We start from the raw sequence: 20,441 nt of genomic DNA, 5'->3' as shown, positions 1-20,441 counted from the left end.
TGCGCGCCACCGGCCCTTGGCCGGTGCGATCATGGCTGGAAGTTAGCGGCGGTGGTACAGGTTGCGGCCTACGAAGCCATCGAGCCGCTTGGTGTTGGTCTTGATGCGCACCCGCGCCGCTTCCTGGTGCAACCCGAATGCGGTGGCGATCAGCATCACGATGGTCATTGCAGTGGCAAGCATGTAGATCAGCATTTGCGTGTTCTCCTGCGATCACAACGATAAAGATGGTGCTTTGGTTTCATCTCCTGAAGCGGCAAGCTGGTGAATGCTGCGTGAAGCGTTCGTGATTGTCGCATTCGTCTGTCGTTGACGTCCGTGAAAAGGTTCACGATCGGGCGCAGCAATGGGATTTGCCTTTGTCGGAGAGGCTCGCTAGAAGCCTGCCATGACCGAACGCACCGCCCTTTACGCCGGCTCCTTCGACCCGCTGACCAATGGTCACCTCGACGTGTTGAAGGCTTCGCTTGCCGTGGCCGACACCGTCTACGCTGCAATCGGCATTCATCCCGGCAAGACGCCGCTGTTTTCCTTCGAGGAACGCGTGAAGCTGATCGAGGCCGCGACCAAGGCGGAATTCGGCCGCGACAGCGACCGCATCAAGGTCGTCTCGTTCGATGGGCTGGTCATCGACGCCGCCAGGAAGCATGGCGCCTCGATCATCATCCGCGGCCTGCGCGACGGCACCGATCTCGACTATGAGATGCAGATGGCGGGCATGAACGAGACCATGGCGCCGGAGCTGCAGACGGTTTTCCTGCCGGCCAGCCCGTCTGTGCGCACCATTACCGCCACACTTGTCCGCCAGATTGCGTCGATGGGCGGCGACATCCGCCCGTTCGTGCCGGCGGCGGTCGCAGGCGCCCTCACTGCCAAATTCGCGAAATAGTGCATGTCGCCCAAAGGTGGATCCCGGTTTTGGGGCAACGACATGCACCCAAACAAAGACTTTCGGAGAACCTCATGCAGCTGAAAAAGCTTGCTTCGTTGCTTGTCGTGCTTGCCGGCGTTTTGGCGGCGTCCTTGCCGGCCTCGGCAGCCGACAAGGAAAACACCATGATCATCACGCTGAAGGACGGTGACGTGACCATCGCGCTGCGTCCCGATCTGGCGCCGAAGCATGTGGCGCAGATCAAGAAGCTGGTGCGCGAGGGCGCCTATGACAATGTCGCCTTCCATCGCGTCATCGACGGCTTCATGGCCCAGACCGGCGACGTCAAGTTCGGCAACATGAAGAAGGGTTTTAATCCCGAGGCTGTCGGCACGGGCGGATCCGACCTTCCCGATCTGCCTGCCGAGTTCTCGCAGACCGAGCAATTCACCCGTGGCGTGGTCGGCATGGCCCGCTCACAGGACCCGAACTCGGCCAATTCCCAGTTCTTCATCATGTTCGCGCCCGCGCCGAACCTCGACGGGCAGTACACCATTGTCGGCAAGGTGGAGAGCGGCATGGATCTGGTGGACAAGATCAAGAAGGGCGATGAGGCGGACAACGGCACGGTCAAGGACCCGGACCGCATGATCAAAGTCCGCATCGCTGCCGACAGCAAGTAACTGCTCGATTTTCAAAAGGATTTTCTGACATGGCTGAGATCAAGGACCGCGAGAACGCGCTCATCATGGAAACGACCAAGGGCGAGGTCGTCATCGAAATGTATCCGGACCTTGCGCCCGGTCACGTCGCGCGCATCAAGGAATTGGCGCGCGAGGGCGCCTATGACGGCGTGGTGTTCCACCGTGTCATCGACGGCTTCATGGCGCAGACCGGCGACGTCAAGTTCGGCAACTCCTCGAAGCCGACCTTCGCCCCGTCGCGCGCTGGCATGGGCGGCTCCGACAAGCCGGACCTCAAGGCCGAATTCTCCAACGCCAATCACGGCCGCGGCACCTGCTCGATGGCGCGGGCGCAGAACCCGAACTCGGCGAACTCGCAGTTCTTCATCTGCTTCGACGATGCCTCCTTCCTCAATCGCCAGTACACGGTCTGGGGCCAGGTCATCGAAGGCATGGAGAATGTCGACAAGATCAAGCGCGGCGAGCCGGTGCAGGATCCCGACAAGATCGTGTCGCTGAAGGTCGCGGCCGACGTCAAGTAAGGCATAGTACGATGATGGGCGCAGTCTGGTCCCTGCTCGGCATCCTGTCCGGCGCCTTCATCGCCATCCAGGCGCCGATCAACTCGCAATTGGCGCGCGGCCTCGGCCTTCCGGTCGCGGCCGCCGCTTTCTCGTTCCTGTCGGGCGCCGTCGTTCTCGGTATCATCGCGATCGCCGTGGTGAAGCTGCAGGGCCTCTCGCTCGACTGGAAGGCGCCGGCACCCTGGCTGTTCGTCGCCGGCGGCATGCTCGGCGGATTCTACGTCACGCTCTCCACCATTCTTACGCCGCGCATCGGCGCGGCGGCGCTGATGGCCTTCCTGGTCGCCGGCCAACTGATCGCCGGCATGCTGGTCGACCGGGCCGGCTTCCTTGGTGTTGCCGTGCGCGAGGTCTCGCTTGGCCGCGTGGCCGGCGCCGTGCTGCTGCTCGTTGGAGCGCTGCTCATCCGGCTCTACTGATGCGCGTCGATCTTTTCGACTTCGACCTGCCGGAGGAGCGCATTGCGCTGCGCCCGGCGGAGCCGCGTGACAGCGCCAAGCTATTGGTGGTCAAACCGGGCGAAACGCTGCGCGACCGCACCGTCAGCGATCTGCCGTCGCTGCTGAGAGAAGGCGACGTGCTGGTATTCAACGATACCAAGGTCATTCCGGCCCAGCTGAAAGGCATCCGCAAGCGCGGCGAAGCGATGGCGCAGGTCGAGGCCACGCTGCATATGCGGCTCGCGCCGGACCGCTGGCGGGCCTTCATGCGGCCCGGCAAGCGCATCGCCGTCGGCGACCGCATTCATTTCGGCCACGACCAGAATTCCTGCTTTCTCGGCCAGCTCGACGCGACGGTGATCGAGAAAGGCGAGGCGGGCGAGGTGTTGCTCGGCTTCGACCTCTCGGGCGTCTTTCTCGACGAGGCAATGCACGCCGTAGGCCACATCCCATTGCCGCCATACATCGCCTCGAGGCGAGATGACGACGAGCGCGACCGCAGCGACTACCAGACCATCTATGCCAGGGAAGAGGGCGCGGTCGCGGCCCCCACCGCCGGCCTGCATTTCACGCCGGAGCTGTTTGCAGCGCTGGAAGCCAAGGGCATCGAGCGGCGCTTCGTCACGCTGCATGTCGGCGCCGGCACTTTTTTGCCGGTTAAGACCGACGACACCGCCGACCATAAGATGCACGCGGAAACGGGCTTGGTGAGCCAAGAAACGGCAGACGCGCTCAACGCTGCAAGGGCGCGGGGAGGGCGGCTTGTCGCCGTCGGCACGACCTCGCTGCGCCTTCTGGAAAGTGCTGCGCTTGAGGATGGCAGGATCGAGGCCTGGTCCGGGCCGACCGATATCTTCATCACCCCCGGCTACCGCTTCAAGACAGCTGACATGTTGATGACCAATTTCCATCTGCCGCGCTCGACGCTGTTCATGCTGGTCTCGGCCTTCAGCGGACTGGACGCGATGCGTTCGGCCTATGCGCATGCCATCGAGAGCCGCTACAGGTTCTACTCCTACGGGGACTCCAGCCTGCTTTATCGAGCGGAGACGAGCGATGGACGATGATCTAGAGAGAATGGACCGCGAGGCGCTCATCGCGGAAGTGACAAAGCTGCGCGCCGGTATCCGCGCGCATCGCGATGCGACCGGCCATGATCTCTGCTGGCATCATCCCGACCTCTGGGACCTGCTGCCGGAGAAGACCGAGCCGGCGATCGCCGTGCCGCCGTGGCCGAAATTCATGCGCGGCTGCATCCGCTACCGGCAGTCGCTCGACGAGCAGGCACCCGGCGCCCCGGTGCACGACAAGGAATTCGATGGCTGAGACTTTCTCTTTCAAGCTGCTCGCCACCGACGGTAATGCGCGGCGCGGCCTCATCAGCATGCCGCGCGGCGAGATCCGCACGCCGGCCTTCATGCCGGTCGGCACCGGCGGCACCGTCAAGGCCATGTATATGGATCAGGTGCGCGGCGTCGGCGCCGACATCATCCTCGGCAACACCTATCATTTGATGCTCAGGCCAGGCGCCGAGCGCGTGGCGAAGCTCGGCGGCCTGCATGAATTCGCGCGCTGGCCGCACCCGATCCTGACCGATAGCGGCGGCTTCCAGGTAATGTCGCTGTCGAAGCTGAGGAAGCTTAGCGAAACGGGCGTCACCTTCCGCTCGCATATCGACGGTGCGCGCTACGAGATGTCGCCGGAGCGGTCGATCGAAATCCAGGGGCTGCTCGATTCCGATATCCAGATGCAGCTCGACGAGTGTACGGCGCTTCCCGCCAAGCCGAAGGAAATCGAGCGCGCCATGGAACTGTCGCTGCGCTGGGCCGAACGCTGCAAGACGGCGTTCGGCGATCAGCCGGGCAAGGCGATGTTCGGCATCGTGCAGGGCGGCGACAGTGCTGTGATGCGCGTGCGTTCGGCGCAGGCGCTGGCGGCTATGGACCTCAAAGGCTATGCCGTCGGTGGGCTGGCGGTCGGCGAGCCGCAGGCGGTGATGCTGGAGATGCTGGACATAACCTGCCCGGAACTGCCGGCCGACAGGCCGCGCTACCTGATGGGTGTCGGCACCCCGGACGACATCTTGAAATCCGTGGCACGCGGCATCGACATGTTCGACTGCGTGATGCCGACGCGCGCCGGCCGCCATGGTCTGGCCTATACGCGCCGCGGCAAGATCAACCTGCGCAACGCCCGCCATGCCGACGATCCGCGTCCGCTGGACGAGGAAAGCGACTGCCCGGCCGCGCGCGACTATTCGCGCGCCTATCTCCATCATCTCGTGCGCTCGCAGGAGTCGCTCGGCGCAATGCTGCTCACCTGGAACAACCTGTCCTACTACCAGAAGCTGATGCAGGACATCCGCGCCGCGATCGAGGCAAAAGCCTTCGAGACGCGCGCTGCCGAGATTTCGGAATACTGGGCGAGGGGCGATCTGCCGGCGCTATGAGCGCTTTTATGTGCTCACCGAAGTCGCGGCGCGCAGGCTGCAGCCGGTGATCTTAAAGCTGCCGTCGGGCTGCTGTTCGAGCGTGTACACCGACTCATAGTCCTTGCCATCGGGCCCGACGATCAGCACCTGCTGGACGATCGAGGCCGGCCCGGTCTGCTCCACCTTGCCGAAGGAATAGTTCTGCGGCCTGCGCACCGGCGCATAGCCGTTGGTCACCATGTTCATGAAGGTGTCGACGGTCGGGAAGATCCGCTTCACATTTGGCGCGGCGAAGCTGTAGGCGGTGGCGCCGTCATCGGCGAGAAAGGCCTTGAGCTGGCTGTCGATGACTGTTTGCGCCGCTTTGATCTCGGCGTCACCGGCGAAGGCCATGGATGCAAGAACCATCGGAACGAGAGCGAGTGCGAACAATACGCGGCGCATGGCCTGTCTCCAGAATTCGCGTGGAACAACTATCATACGCTGGCCGGCGTGCCGTGGTTTCACCGTTTCGCAGATTTCTTGCCTGCATGGATGCCTCCGCTAGGACCTGACCTGAGGTGTTCCCGAACTGTCCTTGGTGGCGTCCCCGGGCCGGTGTGGCATGCCGATCGCGGAGTTGCGGCAAGCGGCCGCCAAGGCGCGTGCAGCCTGATGCTTGAAAGCCCGTCGCCAGTCTGCCACAAGGGCCGCTCATTCGCGAAGACTGGCAGGACCGGGAAATGAAGGCATTTTTCGTGCAGATAAAGTGCGATCTGGGCAAAGCCTATGAGGTCGCCAGCGCGCTCGCCGATGCCGAGATCGCCTCCGAAATCTATTCGACCGCCGGCAATTACGACCTGCTCGCAAAATTCTATGTCGACGACGAGGAAGACATCGGCCACTTCATCAATGAACGGGTGCAGATCCTGCCTGGAATCAAGGACACCTTCACCATCGTCACTTTCCGGGCGTTCTGATTTGCCGTTTGATGCCCGCTCACCGGGCATGAACTGACCCGGCGTCGCTCCCGCTGCCCTAATCGTAGGCAATTTGCATAGGACGGCCGCCAGCGCCGCCCAAATCATCGATTGCGCTTGATTTTCTCCAGCCGGGCCAGTGAAATGGCTTCAGAGGGGAGTACGCGATTGGCAGCGTTCGACGAAATGCTTCCGGAAGTCTCCGGATTGAGAAGACCATACCAGGCTTATGATCGCTGGCTGAAGGAACAGGACCCGGCCAGGCTCACCCAGAAAATGGAGGACGCCGAACGCGTCTTCCGCAAGACCGGCATCACCTTCGCCGTCTATGGCGAGCAGGAAGCTTCCGAACGGCTGATCCCCTTCGACATCGTCCCGCGCATCATTTCCGGCCAGGAATGGCGCCGGCTGACGCAGGGCATCGAGCAGCGCGTGCAGGCGCTCAACGCCTTTCTCGACGATATCTACCACCGCCAGGAAATCCTGCGCGCCGGGCGCGTTCCCAAGGAGCTGGTGGCGAAGAATGAAGCGTTCCTGCCGGAGATGATCGGTGTGAGACCGCCGGCCGGCGTCTACACCCACATCATCGGCGTCGACATCGTGCGCATCAGCGAGAATGAATTCTACGTGCTCGAGGACAATGCCCGCACGCCGTCGGGCGTCTCCTACATGCTGGAGAACCGCGAGACGATGATGCAGCTCTTCCCGGAGCTGTTCCAGCAGATCAAGGTGCGGCCGGTGGAGAACTATCCGCAACTGCTGCGCCAGTCGCTGGCGGCGGTGCGGCCGCAGAGCGCAAAGGGCGCGCCGACCATCGCGGTGCTGACGCCGGGCAGCTACAACTCCGCCTATTTCGAGCACGCCTTCCTCGCCGACCAGATGGGCGTGCAACTGGTCGAAGGACAGGATCTGCGCGTGGTCGACGGCCATGTCACGATGCGCACCACCGAGGGCTACAAGCAGATCGACGTGCTTTACCGGCGCGTGGACGACGCCTTCCTCGATCCGCTGACCTTCCGGCCGGATTCCGCGCTCGGCGTGCCGGGCATCATGGATGTCTATCGGGCCGGCAACATCACCATCGCTAACGCGCCGGGCACCGGCATCGCCGACGACAAGGCGATCTATTCCTACATGCCCGAGATCGTCGAGTTCTACACAGGCCGCAAGGCGATCCTCGGCAACATCCCGACCTGGCGCTGCTCGGAACCCGACAGCCTGAAATATGTGCTGGAGCACATCGGCGAGCTTGTCATCAAGGAAGTGCACGGCTCCGGCGGCTACGGCATGCTGGTCGGCCCCGCGGCGACCAAGAAGGAATGCGAGGCGTTCGCCAAGAAGCTGCAGGCCAAACCCGGCAACTACATCGCCCAGCCGACGCTCGCGCTGTCGACATGCCCGATCCTGACCGAGAAGGGGCTGTCGCCGCGCCATGTCGATCTCAGGCCTTATGTGCTGGTTTCGGATCGTATCCAGATCGTCCCGGGCGGCCTGACTCGCGTCGCGCTCAAGGAGGGGTCGCTTGTGGTCAACTCCTCGCAAGGCGGTGGGACGAAGGATACGTGGGTGTTGGATGATTAAAGAGCGAATAGAGAGTAGCGAATAGCGAATAGCGAATAGGGAAAGAGGGGGATCCGACGCAATCAATTCTTACAGGGACCTAATTGTTTGGAAGGTGGCCAAGCTGACGAAATCGGAAAAATGCTGCGATCGATGATCAGGAGCCTTCAACAGAGATCATGAAATCTTTTTTTCGCTACTCGCTACTCACTATTCGCTATTCGCTCGACACCGGAGCAAGCTGACATGCTTCTCGGCCGCACCGCCAACGGTCTCTACTGGATGAACCGCTATATAGAGCGGGCCGAAAACATGGCGCGCTTGGTCGATGCCGGCCTGCGCATGGCGCTGACGCGGACGCAGAACGCGTCGGAGGAATGGAACTCCGTGCTGCTCAGCGCCGGCTCCGACCTGGCCTTCTCGCAGAAATACCAGGACTACACTGTCGCCAACGTCTCGGATTTCCTGCTGCGCGACACTTCGAACCCGTCGAGCACGATGGCCTCGATCGAGACGGCGCGCAACAATGCGCGCATGGTGCGCACGGCGCTGACGCGCGAGACCTGGGAGAGCATCAACGAGGCCTGGATGTCGCTGAAGCGGATGCTGGCACGGCCGATCGACGAGCGCGATCTGCCGACGGTGCTCGATGCGATCAAGCGCGAGACGGCGCTGATCCGCGGCTCGTTCTACGGCACGATGCTGCGCAACGAGATCTTCGACTTCTCGCAGCTCGGCACCTATGTGGAGCGCGCCGACAACACGGCCCGCATCCTCGACGTGAAATACTATGTGCTCTTGCCGTCGATCTCCTGGGTGGGCTCGACACTCGACAATTATCAATGGGAATCGATCTTGCGCTCGGTGTCGGCGCACCGCTCCTATCGGTGGGTGTATGACGCGGACTACAAGCCGACCAACATCGCCGACTATCTGATCCTCAATGTCCGTATGCCGCGCTCGCTGACCTTCTGCTATCGCTTCCTGGGCGAGCATCTGAGATTCCTCGCCGACGACTATGGCGAGCGCCATGCCTGCCACGCCACCGCCGAGAAAATTCAGACGATGCTGAAGAAGGGGTCGATCAAGGATATTTTCGACCACGGCCTGCATGAGTTCCTGGCGGAATTCATTCGTGACAACACCAGGCTGGGGGATGAGATCGCCCTGGACTACCGGTTCTACTGAGCGCTGGAGAGACAGGCGCCATGCGGCTCAAGATCACACACCGGACCGAGTACCGCTACGATGCACCGGTGCAGTACCTGTTGCAGCGGCTGCGCCTGATGCCGGTTAGCGGATCGACTCAGACGGTTGCGTCCTGGGTGATCAAAATCGACGGCGCGCGAGAGGAGGTTCGCTTCACGGACCATTTCGGCAATGACACGCAGCTGGTGAGCGCCGAGGGCGGCCAGCACACCATCATAGTCGAGGCGGCGGGCGAGGTGACGACGCGCGACACTGCCGGTGTGTCCGGTGCGCATCATGGTTTCGCGCCGCTCTGGCTGTTCAGCCAGCAAACGCCGCTTACGACCGTCGGCGACGGCATTCGCGACCTGGCCGCGTCGGTCGGGGAGGGGACGGATATCGACAGGCTGCACAAGCTGATGGGCGCGATCCGGGAGCGCGTCGCCTATAAGCCCGGGACGACCAGCGCCGTGACGCCGGCGGAAGAAGCGCTGACGCTCAAGGCCGGTGTCTGCCAGGATCACAGCCACATCTTCACCGCCGTGGCGCGCGTGATGGGCTTCCCCGCGCGCTATATCAGCGGCTATCTGATGATGGATGCCTCGGTCGAGCAGGCGGCAAGCCATGCTTGGGCAGAAGCGCATGTGCCGAGCCTGGGGTGGGTTGCCTTTGATCCCGCCAACGGTATCTCTCCCGACGAACGCTATGTAAGAGTAGCGACGGGTCGGGACTATCGCGATGCCTCGCCTGTGTCGGGAATACTGCTGGGGCAAGCGGAAGAGAAGCTTGCCGTCACCGTCACGGTAGAGCAGTAGTCTCTGCCAAGATTCACCAGAAGAGCGACCATGACCTATTGCGTCGGCCTCAAGATCGATCGTGGACTCGTGTTCATGTCGGACACGCGCACCAATGCCGGCATGGATTCGATTTCGACCTTCAGGAAAATGCATGTCTGGGAAGAGCCTGGCGAGCGCGTCATCGTGCTGATGTCTGCAGGCAATCTTGCCACGACGCAAGCCGTGGTCAGCCTGCTGGACGAGCGCAACAAGGCGGCCGGCGACCGTCACGAGAAGCTGCTCGAGACCCCGTCAATGTACCAGACGGTGCGGCTGGTCGGCGAGACGGTGAAAGAGGTGATCGCACACTCTTCGCCCGCCGGCGATCAGGCGGATTCCTATTTCAACGCCTCCTTCATCCTCGGCGGCCAAATCAAGGGCAGCCAACCCCGGCTGTTCATGATCTATCCCGAGGGCAATTTCATCGAGTCGACCGACGACACGCCATTCTTCCAGATCGGCGAGACCAAATACGGCAAGCCGATCATCATCCGTGCCTATGACCGTACGATGAGCCTGGCCGAGACGGTGAAGCTGCTGTTGGTCTCCTTCGACTCGACGCTGAAGTCGAACCTGTCGGTCGGCCTGCCGCTCGACCTGCTCTTCCTGGAACTGGATGCTTTCAAGGTCGGCCTGAAGAAGCGGATCGGTCATGACGACCAATATTACCGAACCATATCGGATGGCTGGTCCAACGCGCTAAAGGCGGCCTTCGCCAGCCTGCCCGATTTTCCCGGCTAGGGCGTTCGCCTACGAAGCGCATTATATTTAACATGTTAATTAAAGGTGGAAGTGGCGGGCCGATCAAGGTCCGGCGGCTGCTGAGAGGATACATGGACAAGAAAGAATTCCGCGATTGGTCGAGGCGAGCCGCGGATTGGGGCGTGGACTACCGGTCCAGCCTGCGCGATCGTCCGGTGCGGCCGGCGATCGCGCCCGGCGACATATTCAGGAGCATCGAAGAGTCGCCGCCCGAGACGGCCGAGCCGATGGAAAAAATCTTCGCCGATTTCGAAACGAAGATCGTGCCCGGGATGACGCATTGGCAGCATCCGCGCTTCTTCGCCTATTTCCCGGCCAACGCGGCTCCGGTCTCGGTGGTGGCCGAGTATCTCGTGTCGGCGATGGCCGCGCAGTGCATGCTGTGGCAGACCTCGCCGGCCGCGACAGAGCTCGAGACGCGTATCGTCGACTGGATGCGCCAGGCGCTGGGCCTGCCCGAAGGATTCTCCGGTGTCATTCAGGATTCGGCTTCGTCGGCGACGCTTGCCGCGGTGCTCACCATGCGCGAGCGGGCGCTTGACTGGCAGGGAAACAGACAAGGTCTCGCCGGCCAGGCGAAGCTGCGTGTCTATTGCTCCAACCAGGTTCACACCTCGATCGACCGAGCGATCTGGGTCGCCGGCATCGGCGAGGAGAATCTCATCCGTATCCCGGTAACCGGTCGTTTTCGCGCGATGGATACGGCGGCGCTCGAGGCGGCAATTATCGCCGATCGCGAGGCCGGCCTGCTGCCGGCGGGCATTGTCGCCTGCGTCGGCGGCACCAGCACCGGCGGCACCGACGACATCGCTGCCGTAGCGGCCGTGGCGAAGCGGCACGGCCTTTACCTGCACGTCGATGCGGCCTGGGCCGGGTCGGCGATGATCTGCCCGGAGTACCGGCATTTCTGGGCCGGTGTCGAGAGCGCCGATTCCATCGTCTTCAATCCGCACAAGTGGCTCGGCGCGCAATTCGACTGCTCGATCCAGTTCGTCTGCCAACCGGAAGACCTTGTGCGCACGCTGGCCATCAAGCCGGACTATCTCAAGACCAGAGGTCATGACGGCGTCATCAACTATTCGGAATGGTCGGTGCCGCTTGGCCGCCGATTCCGTGCGCTGAAACTCTGGTTCCTGCTGCGCGCCCACGGACTGGAAGGATTGCGCAAGATGATCCGAAACCATGTAGCCTGGAGCGAGGGCCTTGCCGCACGGCTGGCCGGGGAAGCGGATTTCGAGCTCGTCACCGAGCCCATGCTGTCGCTGTTCTCGTTCCGCCATCGCGCCCCTCAGGGTGCCGATCCAGACGAGCACAATTTGCGTCTCGTCGATGCCATCAACACGGACGGACGCATCTATCTAACGCAGACGCGCGTCGATGGCCGGGTGGCGATCCGCTTTCAGGCGGGACAGTTCGAGACCACGGTCGGCGATATTGATGCGGCCTTCGATGTCGTCACAGAGATTGCGCGCCCGCTTACCCTTGAGGCGGCAAACTGATTGCGGACCGGTTTGTCTTTGCGAGAAGGTGAATTTCGTTAGCCGGCTTGTCCCTTTCCATCACTTTCGTTTTCCGATATAGACGGAAAAAACGAAAATGAAGGATAGCGGATGTTCCTTTCGCCACGCCACGCCGAGATCATCCAGATGGCGAAGGACAACGGCCGGGTGCTGGTCGACGACCTGGCGACACATTTCAGCGTGACGCCGCAGACCATCCGCAAGGACCTCAACGATCTCTGTGACCAGCGGCTGCTGACGCGCATCCATGGCGGGGCGCTGTTTCCGTCCGGCATCGAGAACATGGAATACGAGGCGCGGCGCAAAATCGCTGCCGATGAGAAGGAAGCGATCGGCCGCGCGGCGGCCAGGCTCATTCCCGACAACGCCTCGCTGTTCATCAATATAGGCACCACGACGGAAGCTGTCTCAAAGGCGCTTCTCGACCATAACGGGCTTATGGTGATCACCAATAACATCAACGTTGCCAATAGGATGCGGATCTATCCTTCGATCGAGGTGGTGATCGCCGGCGGCGTTGTGCGCGGCTCCGACGGCGGCGTCGTGGGTGAGGCCGCGGTGGATTTCATTCGCCAGTTCAAAGTCGACTACGCCGTCATCGGCGCCTCGGCCATCGACCATGACGGCGCGCTGCTCGACTTCGACTTTCGCGAAGTGAAAGTGGCGCAGGCCATCATCGCCAATGCGCGTCATGTGATTCTCGTCTCCGACCGGACAAAATTCGAGCGCACGGCGCCGGTTCGCATTGGTCACCTGTCGCAGGTGAACACCTTCATCACCGACCGTTGCGACATCCCTTCGGTGCGCCGGATTTGCGAGGAAACGGAGGTTCGTTTGATCGAGACAGCGCTCGGATAACGTCTCTTCACGGACATCTCACGCACCTGTGATATTTCGTTTGACATTCGGATCGAGTTCGAAATAATCCCGCCACGGTTTCGCGAAACACAAAAATGGTGCAATGCGAAATCGTGGAGGAACCCTGTGGACGCATCTCCGATCCATGACATTTTTGTCATAGGCGGCGGCATCAATGGCTGCGGCATCGCCCGCGACGCCGTTGGCCGCGGATTTTCCGTATACCTCGCCGAGATGAACGATCTCGCCAGCGGGACTTCCTCCGGCTCGACCAAACTGATCCATGGCGGGTTGCGCTATCTCGAGTTCTACGAATTCCGGCTGGTGCGCGAAGCGCTGATGGAGCGCGAGGTTCTGTGGAAGAACGCGCCGCATATCATCTGGCCGATGCGCTTCGTGCTGCCCTACGCCAAGGGCCTGCGTCCGGCCTGGCTGATCCGGCTCGGCCTTTTCCTTTACGACCATATCGGCGGGCGCAAGCTGCTGCCGGCGACCAAGACGCTGGACATGGCCACCGATCCGGCCGGCAAGCCGCTGAAGCCGCTGTTCCGCAAGGCGTTCGAATATTCGGACGGCTGGGTCAACGATGCCCGCCTCGTGGCGCTCAATGCCCGCGACGCGGCCGACCGCGGCGCCGTCATCCGCACTCGCACCAAGGTGGTCAGCGCGCGCCGCGAGAGCGGGCTGTGGACGATCAAGATCCAGAACGTGCTGACCGGCGAGATCGAGGAAGTCCGCGCGCGTCTTCTCGTCAACGCCGCCGGGCCGTGGGTCGATCAGGTATTGGCAAAAACCGTCGGCCAGAACGATGTGCACAATGTTCGGCTGGTGCAGGGCAGCCACATCGTCATCGGCAAGAAGTTCGACGATCCGCGCGCCTATTTCTTTCAGAACAAGGACGGACGCATCATCTTCGCCATTCCTTACGAAGAAGAGTTCACGCTGATCGGCACCACCGACCGCGACTTTCCCGGCGATCCGCATGAGGTGAAGATCAGCGATACCGAGATCGACTATCTTTGCGCCGCCGCGAGCGAATATTTCGCCCAGCCGGTCAAGCGTTCGGACATCGTCTGGACCTATTCGGCGGTGCGCCCGCTTTATGACGACGGCGCCTCGAAGGCGCAGGAGGCGACGCGCGACTATGTGCTGAAGGCCGATGGCGGGGAGGGTGCCGCCCCCTTGCTCAACGCCTTCGGCGGCAAGATCACCACGTTCCGCCGGCTGGCGGAATCGATGTTGGAGAAGATCGAAGGCTTTCTCGGCAAGCGCGGCAAGCCATGGACCGCCAACGCGCCGCTGCCCGGCGGCGATTTTCCGGCGACCGGGTTCGACGAGCAGGTATCGAGGCTCAAGAACGCCTATCCGTTCCTCGACCAACGGCTGGCACGCAGGTTGACCCGGCTTTACGGCACGCGCGCGGAGAAGCTGCTTGGCCTCGCCAAGTCGAATGCCGATCTCGGCCGCAATTTCGGTGCCGACCTCTACGAAGCCGAGGTGCGCTACCTGGTCGAGAACGAGTGGGCGATCACCGCCGAGGACGTGCTGTGGCGCAGGACCAAACGCGGCCTGCATTTCAGCCGCGAGCAGACGGCGGCATTGGAAGAATTCATGCGCGGGTTGAGCAGCCGCCATGTCGCCGCGGCGGAATGAGGATCGAGCGCTGATGCGCAAGGCCTGGGAGGAGGCGTGATGCTGGAATTGAGGAACGTGACGAAGACGGTCGGCGCGCAGGAGCATATCCGCGACGTGTCGCTGACGCTTCAGCACGGCTCGCTGAATGTCCTGCTCGGGCCGACGCTTTCCGGCAAGACCAGCCTGATGCGGCTGATGGCCGGGCTCGATGCGCCAACTTCGGGCTCCGTCTGGTTCGACGGCAAGGACGTCACCGGACAGCCGGTGCAGAAGCGCAACGTCGCCATGGTCTACCAGCAATTCATCAACTACCCGGCGATGACGGTGTACGAGAACATCGCCTCGCCGCTGCGGGTTGCCGGCATCGAACAGGCCAGGATCGACAAGGAGGTGCGCGACGCTGCGGCACTTCTCAAGCTCACGCCCTATCTCGACCGCACGCCGCTCAACCTCTCGGGCGGCCAGCAGCAGCGCACGGCGCTTGCCCGCGCCATCGTCAAGAACGCCAGCCTGGTGCTGCTCGACGAGCCGCTCGCCAATCTCGACTACAAGCTGCGCGAGGAGTTGCGCGCCGAATTGCCGAAGATTTTCGCCGCGGCGGGCACGATCTTCGTCTATGCCACGACCGAGCCGCACGAGGCGCTTTTGCTCGGCGGCAACACCGCGACGCTTTCGGAAGGTCGCGTCACGCAGTTCGGCCCAACCGTCGAGGTTTTCCGCAAGCCGGTCGACCTGGTGACGGCGCGGACCTTCGCCGACCCTCCGCTCAACACCATTGTGCTCGCCAAGAAGGGATCGGACTTCCTTCTCGAAGGAGGCGTGAAGCTGCCGGTGCCGCCCGAACTGCTCGGCATTCCGGATGCCAGCTACACGATCGGCTTCCAGCCGCACCATTTGTCGCTGGAGCGTCCCAACCCCGGCGCCGTGCCGGTGCGGGCCAAGGTCACCATCACCGAGATCACCGGCTCGGAAAGCTTCGTCCATCTCGACTTCGCCGACGCGCGCTGGGTGATGCTCGCGCACGGCATCCTCGATTTCGAGACCGACGACGAGGTCGAGGTGTTCATCGACCCGCGCCACATCATGGTCTTCGACCAGAACGGCCGCGCGGTGACTGCGTCGAAGCTGGCGGCTTGAGGAGGGAGCGATGGCACGCATCGACGTCAACCACATCCGCCACTCCTACCTGACCAATCCAAAGAAGGATTCGGATTTCGCGCTGAAGGAAGTGCATCACACCTTCGAGGACGGCGGCGCCTATGCGCTGCTCGGGCCGTCCGGCTGCGGCAAGACCACCTTGCTCAACATCATCTCGGGGCTGCTCCATCCCTCGCACGGCCAGCTCCTGTTCAACGGCCGGAACGTGACCAATCTGTCGACGCAGGAGCGCAATATCGCCCAGGTGTTCCAATTCCCGGTCGTCTACGACACCATGACCGTCTACGACAATCTGGCCTTTCCGCTGCGCAACCGCCGCGTGCCGGAGGCCGATGTCGACCGCAAGGTGCGCGAGACGCTCGACATGATCGATCTCGCCTCGATGGCGAACCGGAAGGCGCGCCGGCTGACCGCCGACCAGAAGCAGAAGATCTCGCTCGGTCGAGGACTAGTGCGCTCGGACGTCAACGCCATCCTGTTCGACGAGCCGCTCACCGTCATCGATCCGCATATGAAATGGGTGCTGCGTTCGCAGCTGAAGCAGCTGCATCGCCGGTTTGGTTACACCATGGTCTATGTCACGCACGACCAGACCGAAGCGCTGACTTTCGCCGACCGCGTCGTGGTCATGTATGACGGCGAGATCGTGCAGATCGGCACGCCGGCCGAGCTGTTCGAGCGGCCGCGCCACACCTTCGTCGGCTATTTCATCGGTTCGCCGGGCATGAATGTGCTTCCGGTTGCGCTCGAAGGCAGGACGGCGTTGCTCGGCTCGCAGCGCATCGAACTGCCGGGCGCACCCAAGGCCGAAGCCGGTCCCGTCGAGCTCGGCATCCGTCCCGAATATGTCCGGCTCGGCCGCGAAGGCATGGCGGTTTCCGTCAGCAAGGTCGAGGATGTTGGCCGCCACAAGGTGGTTCGCGCCAATCTCGAGGGCAAAGAGATCGCCGCCGTCATCGGCGAGGACGATGAGGTGCCGACCGAACCCAGGGTCCGCTTCGATCCGGCCGGCATCAACATCTATGCCGATTCATGGCGCGTCGAGATGGGGGCGTAGATGGAAAAGACCTGGAACAACAAAGCCTGGTTCCTCGTCCTGCCGGTGTTGGTGCTGGTGGCCTTCTCGGCCGTCATTCCGCTGATGACCGTCGTCAACTATTCGGTGCAGGACACGTTCGGCAACAATGTCTTCTTCTGGGCCGGCACCGAGTGGTTCGAGGAGTTGCTGGCGTCCGACCGCTTCTGGGAAGCGATGGCGCGCAACCTGATCTTCTCCTTCATCATCCTGGCGATCGAGGTGCCGCTCGGCATCTTCATCGCGCTCAACATGCCGAAGAAGGGATGGGGCGTGCCGGTCTGCCTGGTGCTGATGGCGCTGCCGCTGCTCATCCCATGGAACGTTGTCGGCACGATCTGGCAGGTGTTCGGCCGCAACGACATTGGCCTGCTCGGCTACTACGTCAACGCATTCGGCATCGACTACAACTATGTCCAGGATCCGATCGACGCGTGGGTCACCGTCATCATCATGGACGTGTGGCATTGGACGAGCCTGGTCGTGCTGCTCTGCTATGCCGGCCTGGTTTCGATCCCAGACGCCTTCTACCAGGCGGCCAAGATCGACGGCGCCTCGCGCTGGGCGGTGTTCCGCTACATCCAGTTGCCGAAGATGCAGCGCGTGCTGCTGATCGCGGTGCTGCTGCGCTTCATGGACTCCTTCATGATCTATACCGAGCCCTTCGTCGTCACCGGCGGCGGTCCCGGCAATTCGACCACGTTCCTGTCGATCGACCTCGTCAAGATGGCGCTCGGTCAGTTCGATCTCGGTCCGGCGGCGGCCATGTCGCTGGTCTATTTCCTGATCATCCTGTTGTTGTCGTGGGTGTTCTACACCGTGATGACCAACTACGACGCGGAGCGCTGAGATGGCGAGCGCAAACGAGACGACACGCGTAAGCGAAGCGGCGGTCACCGAGGTAGGCAGCACCCTTTCGCAGGACGAGGTGGCGAAGCTGATGCGGCGCCGGGGCGAGGAATCGCGCTGGTGGTGGATTGTGCCGACACTCTACATCGTCGTGCTGCTGCTGCCGATCTACTGGCTCATCAACATGAGCTTCAAGACCAATGCGGAGATCGTCTCGTCGCTGACGTTGTTCCCGCACAATCCGACGCTGGCAAACTACCGCACCATCTTCACCGATGCGTCCTGGTATTCGGGCTACATCAATTCGATCACCTATGTGGTGATGAACATGGTGATCTCGGTGGCCGTGGCGCTGCCCGCGGCGTACGCCTTCTCGCGCTACCGCTTCCTCGGCGACAAGCACCTGTTCTTCTGGCTGTTGACGAACCGCATGGCGCCGCCGGCGGTGTTCGCCCTGCCGTTCTTCCAGCTCTATTCGGCCTTCGGCCTGATCGACACGCATATCGCGGTGGCGCTGGCGCACTGTCTGTTCAACGTGCCGCTGGCGGTGTGGATCCTGGAAGGCTTCATGTCCGGGGTGCCGAAGGAGATCGACGAGACCGCCTATATCGACGGCTATTCCTTCCCGCGCTTCTTCGTAAAGATATTCATGCCGCTGATCGCGAGCGGCATCGGTGTCGCCTGCTTCTTCTGCTTCATGTTCTCTTGGGTGGAGCTTTTGATCGCCCGCACGCTGACGACGACCGACGCCAAGCCGATCGCGGCCACCATGACCCGCACCGTCTCGGCCGCCGGCATGGACTGGGGGCTGCTCGCCGCAGCCGGCGTGCTGACGCTGATCCCCGGCGCGCTGGTGATCTGGTTTGTGCGCAACTATATCGCCAAGGGCTTCGCCCTGGGGAGGGTGTGATCGATGAACCTCGACTTCTCCTGGATGGCGTGGACGTTGCCGACGGCGGCTTTCTTCGGAACCGTATTGCTGCTGCTGGTCGGCATGGCGGCCTGGGAATATGCCTCGCCGGGCGGCAATCCGCGCGTCGGTATCCTGCGCTTCGAAACGACGCGCGGCGACCGCCTCTTCCTGTCGCTGCTCGGCAGCGCCTTTATCCATCTCGCTTGGCTGGGTCTCGTTGGACCCAACCTGTGGTGGGCTCTCGCTCTCTCCGTGGTCTACGCGATCGGCGTATTCCGATACGTATAGAGGGGGAAATAGTTGGAGCGGCCGCGTGCCTGCGGCCGCTCCAGATCGCACTTGCAACCTAAGACTGGAGGAAACACATGCGACGGCAAATTTTTACATCAACGACAGCCATTGCACTATTGCTGGGCGTAGGTAACGCCTATGCCGGTATGGACGAGGCAAAAGCCTTTCTCGACAAGGAGATAGGTGATCTGTCGACGCTTTCGCGCGCCGATCAGGAAAAGGAAATGCAGTGGTTCATCGACGCAGCCAAGCCGTTTGCCGGCATGGACATCAAGGTCGTGTCGGAAACCATCGCCACCCATTCCTATGAATCGCAGGTGCTGGCGCCGGCCTTCTCGGCCATCACTGGCATCAAGGTCACCCACGACACGATCCAGGAAGGTGACGTCGTCGAGAAGATCCAGACCCAGATGCAGACCGGTCAGAACCTCTATGACGGCTGGGTCAACGACTCCGACCTGATCGGCACGCACTGGCGCTACCAGCAGGTGCGCAACCTGACCGACTGGATGGAAGGCGACGGCAAGGACGTCACCAATCCGAATCTCGACCTGGAGGACTTCATCGGCACCTCGTTCACGACGGCGCCCGACAAGAAGCTCTATCAACTGCCGGACCAGCAGTTCGCGAACCTCTACTGGTTCCGCTACGACTGGTTCAACGACGAGAAGAACAAGGCCGACTTCAAGGCCAAGTACGGCTACGACCTCGGCGTTCCCGTCAACTGGTCGGCCTATGAGGACATCGCCGCGTTCTTCACCGGCCGCGAAATCGATGGCAAGAAGGTCTACGGCCACATGGACTACGGCAAGAAGGACCCGTCGCTCGGCTGGCGGTTCACCGACGCCTGGCTGTCCATGGCCGGCAACGGCGACAAGGGCATTCCGAACGGCCTGCCGGTCGACGAATGGGGCATCAAGGTCGACGAGAATTCGCGGCCCGTGGGCTCCTGCACCGCGCGCGGCGGCGACACGAATGGTCCGGCTGCCGTCTACTCGATCCAGAAATACCTCGACTGGCTGAAGGCCTACGCTCCGGCCGAAGCGCAGGGCATGACCTTCTCCGAATCCGGCCCGGTTCCGGCGCAGGGTGGGGTGGCCCAGCAGATCTTCTGGTACACCGCTTTCACCGCCTCGATGGTCGACGCCAGCGCCAAGGCGGTGCTGAACGACGACGGCACGCCGAAGTGGCGCATGGCGCCGTCGCCGCATGGTGTCTACTGGAAGGACGGCATGAAGCTCGGCTACCAGGACGTGGGTTCCTGGACGTTGATGAAGTCGACGCCGACCGACCGCGCCAAGGCCGCCTGGCTTTACGCCCAGTTCGTCACCTCGAAGACCGTCGACGTGAAGAAGAGCCATGTCGGCCTGACCTTCATCCGCGAGAGCACGATCCACGACAAGAGCTTCACCGAGCGCGCTCCGAAGCTCGGCGGCCTGATCGAGTTCTACCGCTCGCCGGCCCGCGTCCAGTGGTCGCCGACCGGCACCAACGTGCCTGACTATCCGAAGCTCGCTCAGCTCTGGTGGCAGGCGATCGGCGATGCGTCGTCGGGCGCCAAAACCGCGCAGGAAGCGATGGACTCGCTTTGCGCCGAGCAGGAAAAGGTCATGAGCCGCATCGAAAAGTCGGGCGTCCAGGGCGATATCGGCCCGAAGATGGCCGAAGAGCATGATCTCGAATACTGGAACAAGGACGCGGTCTCGAAGGGCAACCTTGCGCCGCAGTTGAAGATCGAGAACGAAAAGGAAAAGCCGATCACCATCAACTACGACGAGCTGGTGAAGAGCTGGCAGCAGCAGTAACTGCATGACGCAGGCCCGCGAGC

Annotated in this window: 23 protein-coding genes; 21 read left to right on the top strand and 2 right to left on the bottom strand. The window is 62.3% G+C overall.

All coding sequences use genetic code 11. The features are described 5' to 3' along the window. Window positions 1-42 precede the first annotated feature (42 nt). Window positions 43-195, bottom strand: coding sequence for a hypothetical protein (locus P9254_RS01445; RefSeq protein WP_082953674.1), 153 nt, complete (start codon window positions 193-195; stop codon window positions 43-45). 193 nt (window positions 196-388) lie between these two features. On the opposite strand from P9254_RS01445, the gene coaD reads away from it, so the two are divergent. From coaD to tgt, 7 genes are all read left to right on the top strand, one after another. Further along, window positions 389-889: a pantetheine-phosphate adenylyltransferase gene (gene coaD, locus P9254_RS01440; RefSeq protein ID WP_095780560.1), complete on the top strand. Its 501-nt coding sequence runs from the start codon at window positions 389-391 to the stop codon at window positions 887-889. Window positions 890-963: 74 nt separating this feature from the next. Then, window positions 964-1,554: a peptidylprolyl isomerase gene (locus tag P9254_RS01435; protein WP_442920288.1), complete on the top strand. Its 591-nt coding sequence runs from the start codon at window positions 964-966 to the stop codon at window positions 1,552-1,554. 29 nt (window positions 1,555-1,583) lie between these two features. Beyond that, window positions 1,584-2,096, top strand: a complete 513-nt coding sequence (locus P9254_RS01430; protein ID WP_066992487.1) for a peptidylprolyl isomerase — start codon at window positions 1,584-1,586, stop codon at window positions 2,094-2,096. A gap of 11 nt (window positions 2,097-2,107) precedes the next feature. After that, window positions 2,108-2,557: a DMT family transporter gene (locus tag P9254_RS01425; protein ID WP_066992491.1), complete on the top strand. Its 450-nt coding sequence runs from the start codon at window positions 2,108-2,110 to the stop codon at window positions 2,555-2,557. Beyond that, a complete protein-coding gene (gene queA / locus P9254_RS01420) occupies window positions 2,557-3,645 on the top strand; it encodes a tRNA preQ1(34) S-adenosylmethionine ribosyltransferase-isomerase QueA (protein WP_278054112.1) in 1,089 nt (362 codons plus the stop codon). The genes P9254_RS01425 and queA overlap by 1 nt, the downstream gene beginning before the upstream one ends. Then, window positions 3,635-3,904, top strand: coding sequence for a hypothetical protein (locus P9254_RS01415; protein ID WP_095780556.1), 270 nt, complete (start codon window positions 3,635-3,637; stop codon window positions 3,902-3,904). The genes queA and P9254_RS01415 overlap by 11 nt, the downstream gene beginning before the upstream one ends. Further along, the gene (gene tgt, locus P9254_RS01410) at window positions 3,897-5,027 is read left to right on the top strand and encodes a tRNA guanosine(34) transglycosylase Tgt (protein ID WP_278054113.1); all 1,131 of its coding nucleotides are present in this window, start codon (window positions 3,897-3,899) and stop codon (window positions 5,025-5,027) included. Before P9254_RS01415 ends, tgt begins: the two co-directional genes overlap by 8 nt. A 6-nt stretch (window positions 5,028-5,033) precedes the next feature. On the opposite strand, the gene P9254_RS01405 is transcribed toward tgt, so the two are convergent. Then, the gene (locus tag P9254_RS01405) at window positions 5,034-5,453 is read right to left on the bottom strand and encodes a DUF4864 domain-containing protein (RefSeq protein WP_278054114.1); all 420 of its coding nucleotides are present in this window, start codon (window positions 5,451-5,453) and stop codon (window positions 5,034-5,036) included. Between the two features lie 278 nt (window positions 5,454-5,731). On the opposite strand from P9254_RS01405, the gene P9254_RS01400 reads away from it, so the two are divergent. From P9254_RS01400 to P9254_RS01335, 14 genes are all read left to right on the top strand, one after another. Beyond that, entirely contained in the window at window positions 5,732-5,968 is a 237-nt protein-coding gene (locus P9254_RS01400) for an Lrp/AsnC ligand binding domain-containing protein (protein WP_066992504.1), read from the top strand. Between the two features lie 168 nt (window positions 5,969-6,136). Beyond that, entirely contained in the window at window positions 6,137-7,549 is a 1,413-nt protein-coding gene (locus P9254_RS01395; RefSeq protein ID WP_066992507.1) for a circularly permuted type 2 ATP-grasp protein, read from the top strand. Window positions 7,550-7,774: 225 nt separating this feature from the next. Then, window positions 7,775-8,716, top strand: a complete 942-nt coding sequence (locus P9254_RS01390; RefSeq protein WP_066992511.1) for an alpha-E domain-containing protein — start codon at window positions 7,775-7,777, stop codon at window positions 8,714-8,716. A gap of 20 nt (window positions 8,717-8,736) precedes the next feature. Further along, window positions 8,737-9,531 carry a transglutaminase family protein gene (locus P9254_RS01385; protein ID WP_067319775.1) on the top strand — a complete coding sequence of 265 codons (795 nt, stop codon included), beginning with the start codon at window positions 8,737-8,739 and terminating at the stop codon, window positions 9,529-9,531. Window positions 9,532-9,561: 30 nt separating this feature from the next. After that, window positions 9,562-10,293 carry a peptidase gene (locus tag P9254_RS01380; protein WP_066992517.1) on the top strand — a complete coding sequence of 244 codons (732 nt, stop codon included), beginning with the start codon at window positions 9,562-9,564 and terminating at the stop codon, window positions 10,291-10,293. A 92-nt stretch (window positions 10,294-10,385) separates the two neighbouring features. Then, a complete protein-coding gene (locus tag P9254_RS01375) occupies window positions 10,386-11,813 on the top strand; it encodes a pyridoxal phosphate-dependent decarboxylase family protein (RefSeq protein WP_278054118.1) in 1,428 nt (475 codons plus the stop codon). Between the two features lie 111 nt (window positions 11,814-11,924). Next, entirely contained in the window at window positions 11,925-12,692 is a 768-nt protein-coding gene (locus P9254_RS01370; RefSeq protein WP_066992523.1) for a DeoR/GlpR family DNA-binding transcription regulator, read from the top strand. A 126-nt stretch (window positions 12,693-12,818) separates the two neighbouring features. Then, entirely contained in the window at window positions 12,819-14,345 is a 1,527-nt protein-coding gene (gene glpD, locus P9254_RS01365) for a glycerol-3-phosphate dehydrogenase (RefSeq protein WP_067319781.1), read from the top strand. 39 nt (window positions 14,346-14,384) lie between these two features. Continuing rightward, entirely contained in the window at window positions 14,385-15,464 is a 1,080-nt protein-coding gene (locus tag P9254_RS01360; protein ID WP_278054120.1) for an ABC transporter ATP-binding protein, read from the top strand. A gap of 10 nt (window positions 15,465-15,474) precedes the next feature. Then, window positions 15,475-16,542 (top strand): ABC transporter ATP-binding protein, encoded by a 1,068-nt coding sequence (locus P9254_RS01355; RefSeq protein ID WP_278054122.1) that lies wholly within the window; start codon window positions 15,475-15,477, stop codon window positions 16,540-16,542. Next, the gene (locus P9254_RS01350) at window positions 16,543-17,409 is read left to right on the top strand and encodes a carbohydrate ABC transporter permease (protein WP_066992534.1); all 867 of its coding nucleotides are present in this window, start codon (window positions 16,543-16,545) and stop codon (window positions 17,407-17,409) included. It abuts the gene before it with no gap. Window position 17,410: 1 nt separating this feature from the next. Beyond that, a complete protein-coding gene (locus P9254_RS01345; RefSeq protein ID WP_066992537.1) occupies window positions 17,411-18,319 on the top strand; it encodes a carbohydrate ABC transporter permease in 909 nt (302 codons plus the stop codon). 3 nt (window positions 18,320-18,322) lie between these two features. Further along, window positions 18,323-18,610: a DUF2160 domain-containing protein gene (locus tag P9254_RS01340; RefSeq protein ID WP_067319787.1), complete on the top strand. Its 288-nt coding sequence runs from the start codon at window positions 18,323-18,325 to the stop codon at window positions 18,608-18,610. A 77-nt stretch (window positions 18,611-18,687) separates the two neighbouring features. Continuing rightward, entirely contained in the window at window positions 18,688-20,418 is a 1,731-nt protein-coding gene (locus P9254_RS01335; protein ID WP_127247986.1) for an ABC transporter substrate-binding protein, read from the top strand. The last annotated feature ends 23 nt before the right edge of the window (window positions 20,419-20,441 follow it).

It is taken from the genome of Mesorhizobium sp. WSM4983 (assembly GCF_029625765.1).
GTDB lineage: Bacteria > Pseudomonadota > Alphaproteobacteria > Rhizobiales > Rhizobiaceae > Mesorhizobium.
This window is presented reverse-complemented; position numbering and strand designations above follow the sequence as displayed.

Bases quoted from the DNA above. Each gene is read 5' to 3' on its own strand.
- P9254_RS01370 (WP_066992523.1), top strand. From the start codon at position 11,925: ATGTTCCTTTCGCCACGCCACGCCGAGATCATCCAGATGGCGAAGGAC.
- P9254_RS01435 (WP_442920288.1), top strand. From the start codon at position 964: ATGCAGCTGAAAAAGCTTGCTTCGTTGCTTGTCGTGCTTGCCGGCGTT.
- P9254_RS01340 (WP_067319787.1), top strand. From the start codon at position 18,323: ATGAACCTCGACTTCTCCTGGATGGCGTGGACGTTGCCGACGGCGGCT.
- P9254_RS01350 (WP_066992534.1), top strand. From the start codon at position 16,543: ATGGAAAAGACCTGGAACAACAAAGCCTGGTTCCTCGTCCTGCCGGTG.
- P9254_RS01345 (WP_066992537.1), top strand. From the start codon at position 17,411: ATGGCGAGCGCAAACGAGACGACACGCGTAAGCGAAGCGGCGGTCACC.
- P9254_RS01360 (WP_278054120.1), top strand. From the start codon at position 14,385: ATGCTGGAATTGAGGAACGTGACGAAGACGGTCGGCGCGCAGGAGCAT.
- P9254_RS01380 (WP_066992517.1), top strand. From the start codon at position 9,562: ATGACCTATTGCGTCGGCCTCAAGATCGATCGTGGACTCGTGTTCATG.
- P9254_RS01385 (WP_067319775.1), top strand. From the start codon at position 8,737: ATGCGGCTCAAGATCACACACCGGACCGAGTACCGCTACGATGCACCG.
- queA (WP_278054112.1), top strand. From the start codon at position 2,557: ATGCGCGTCGATCTTTTCGACTTCGACCTGCCGGAGGAGCGCATTGCG.
- tgt (WP_278054113.1), top strand. From the start codon at position 3,897: ATGGCTGAGACTTTCTCTTTCAAGCTGCTCGCCACCGACGGTAATGCG.
- P9254_RS01415 (WP_095780556.1), top strand. From the start codon at position 3,635: ATGGACGATGATCTAGAGAGAATGGACCGCGAGGCGCTCATCGCGGAA.
- P9254_RS01355 (WP_278054122.1), top strand. From the start codon at position 15,475: ATGGCACGCATCGACGTCAACCACATCCGCCACTCCTACCTGACCAAT.
- P9254_RS01400 (WP_066992504.1), top strand. From the start codon at position 5,732: ATGAAGGCATTTTTCGTGCAGATAAAGTGCGATCTGGGCAAAGCCTAT.
- coaD (WP_095780560.1), top strand. From the start codon at position 389: ATGACCGAACGCACCGCCCTTTACGCCGGCTCCTTCGACCCGCTGACC.
- P9254_RS01390 (WP_066992511.1), top strand. From the start codon at position 7,775: ATGCTTCTCGGCCGCACCGCCAACGGTCTCTACTGGATGAACCGCTAT.
- P9254_RS01375 (WP_278054118.1), top strand. From the start codon at position 10,386: ATGGACAAGAAAGAATTCCGCGATTGGTCGAGGCGAGCCGCGGATTGG.
- P9254_RS01405 (WP_278054114.1), bottom strand. From the start codon at position 5,453: ATGCGCCGCGTATTGTTCGCACTCGCTCTCGTTCCGATGGTTCTTGCA.
- P9254_RS01425 (WP_066992491.1), top strand. From the start codon at position 2,108: ATGATGGGCGCAGTCTGGTCCCTGCTCGGCATCCTGTCCGGCGCCTTC.
- P9254_RS01445 (WP_082953674.1), bottom strand. From the start codon at position 195: ATGCTGATCTACATGCTTGCCACTGCAATGACCATCGTGATGCTGATC.
- P9254_RS01430 (WP_066992487.1), top strand. From the start codon at position 1,584: ATGGCTGAGATCAAGGACCGCGAGAACGCGCTCATCATGGAAACGACC.
- P9254_RS01335 (WP_127247986.1), top strand. From the start codon at position 18,688: ATGCGACGGCAAATTTTTACATCAACGACAGCCATTGCACTATTGCTG.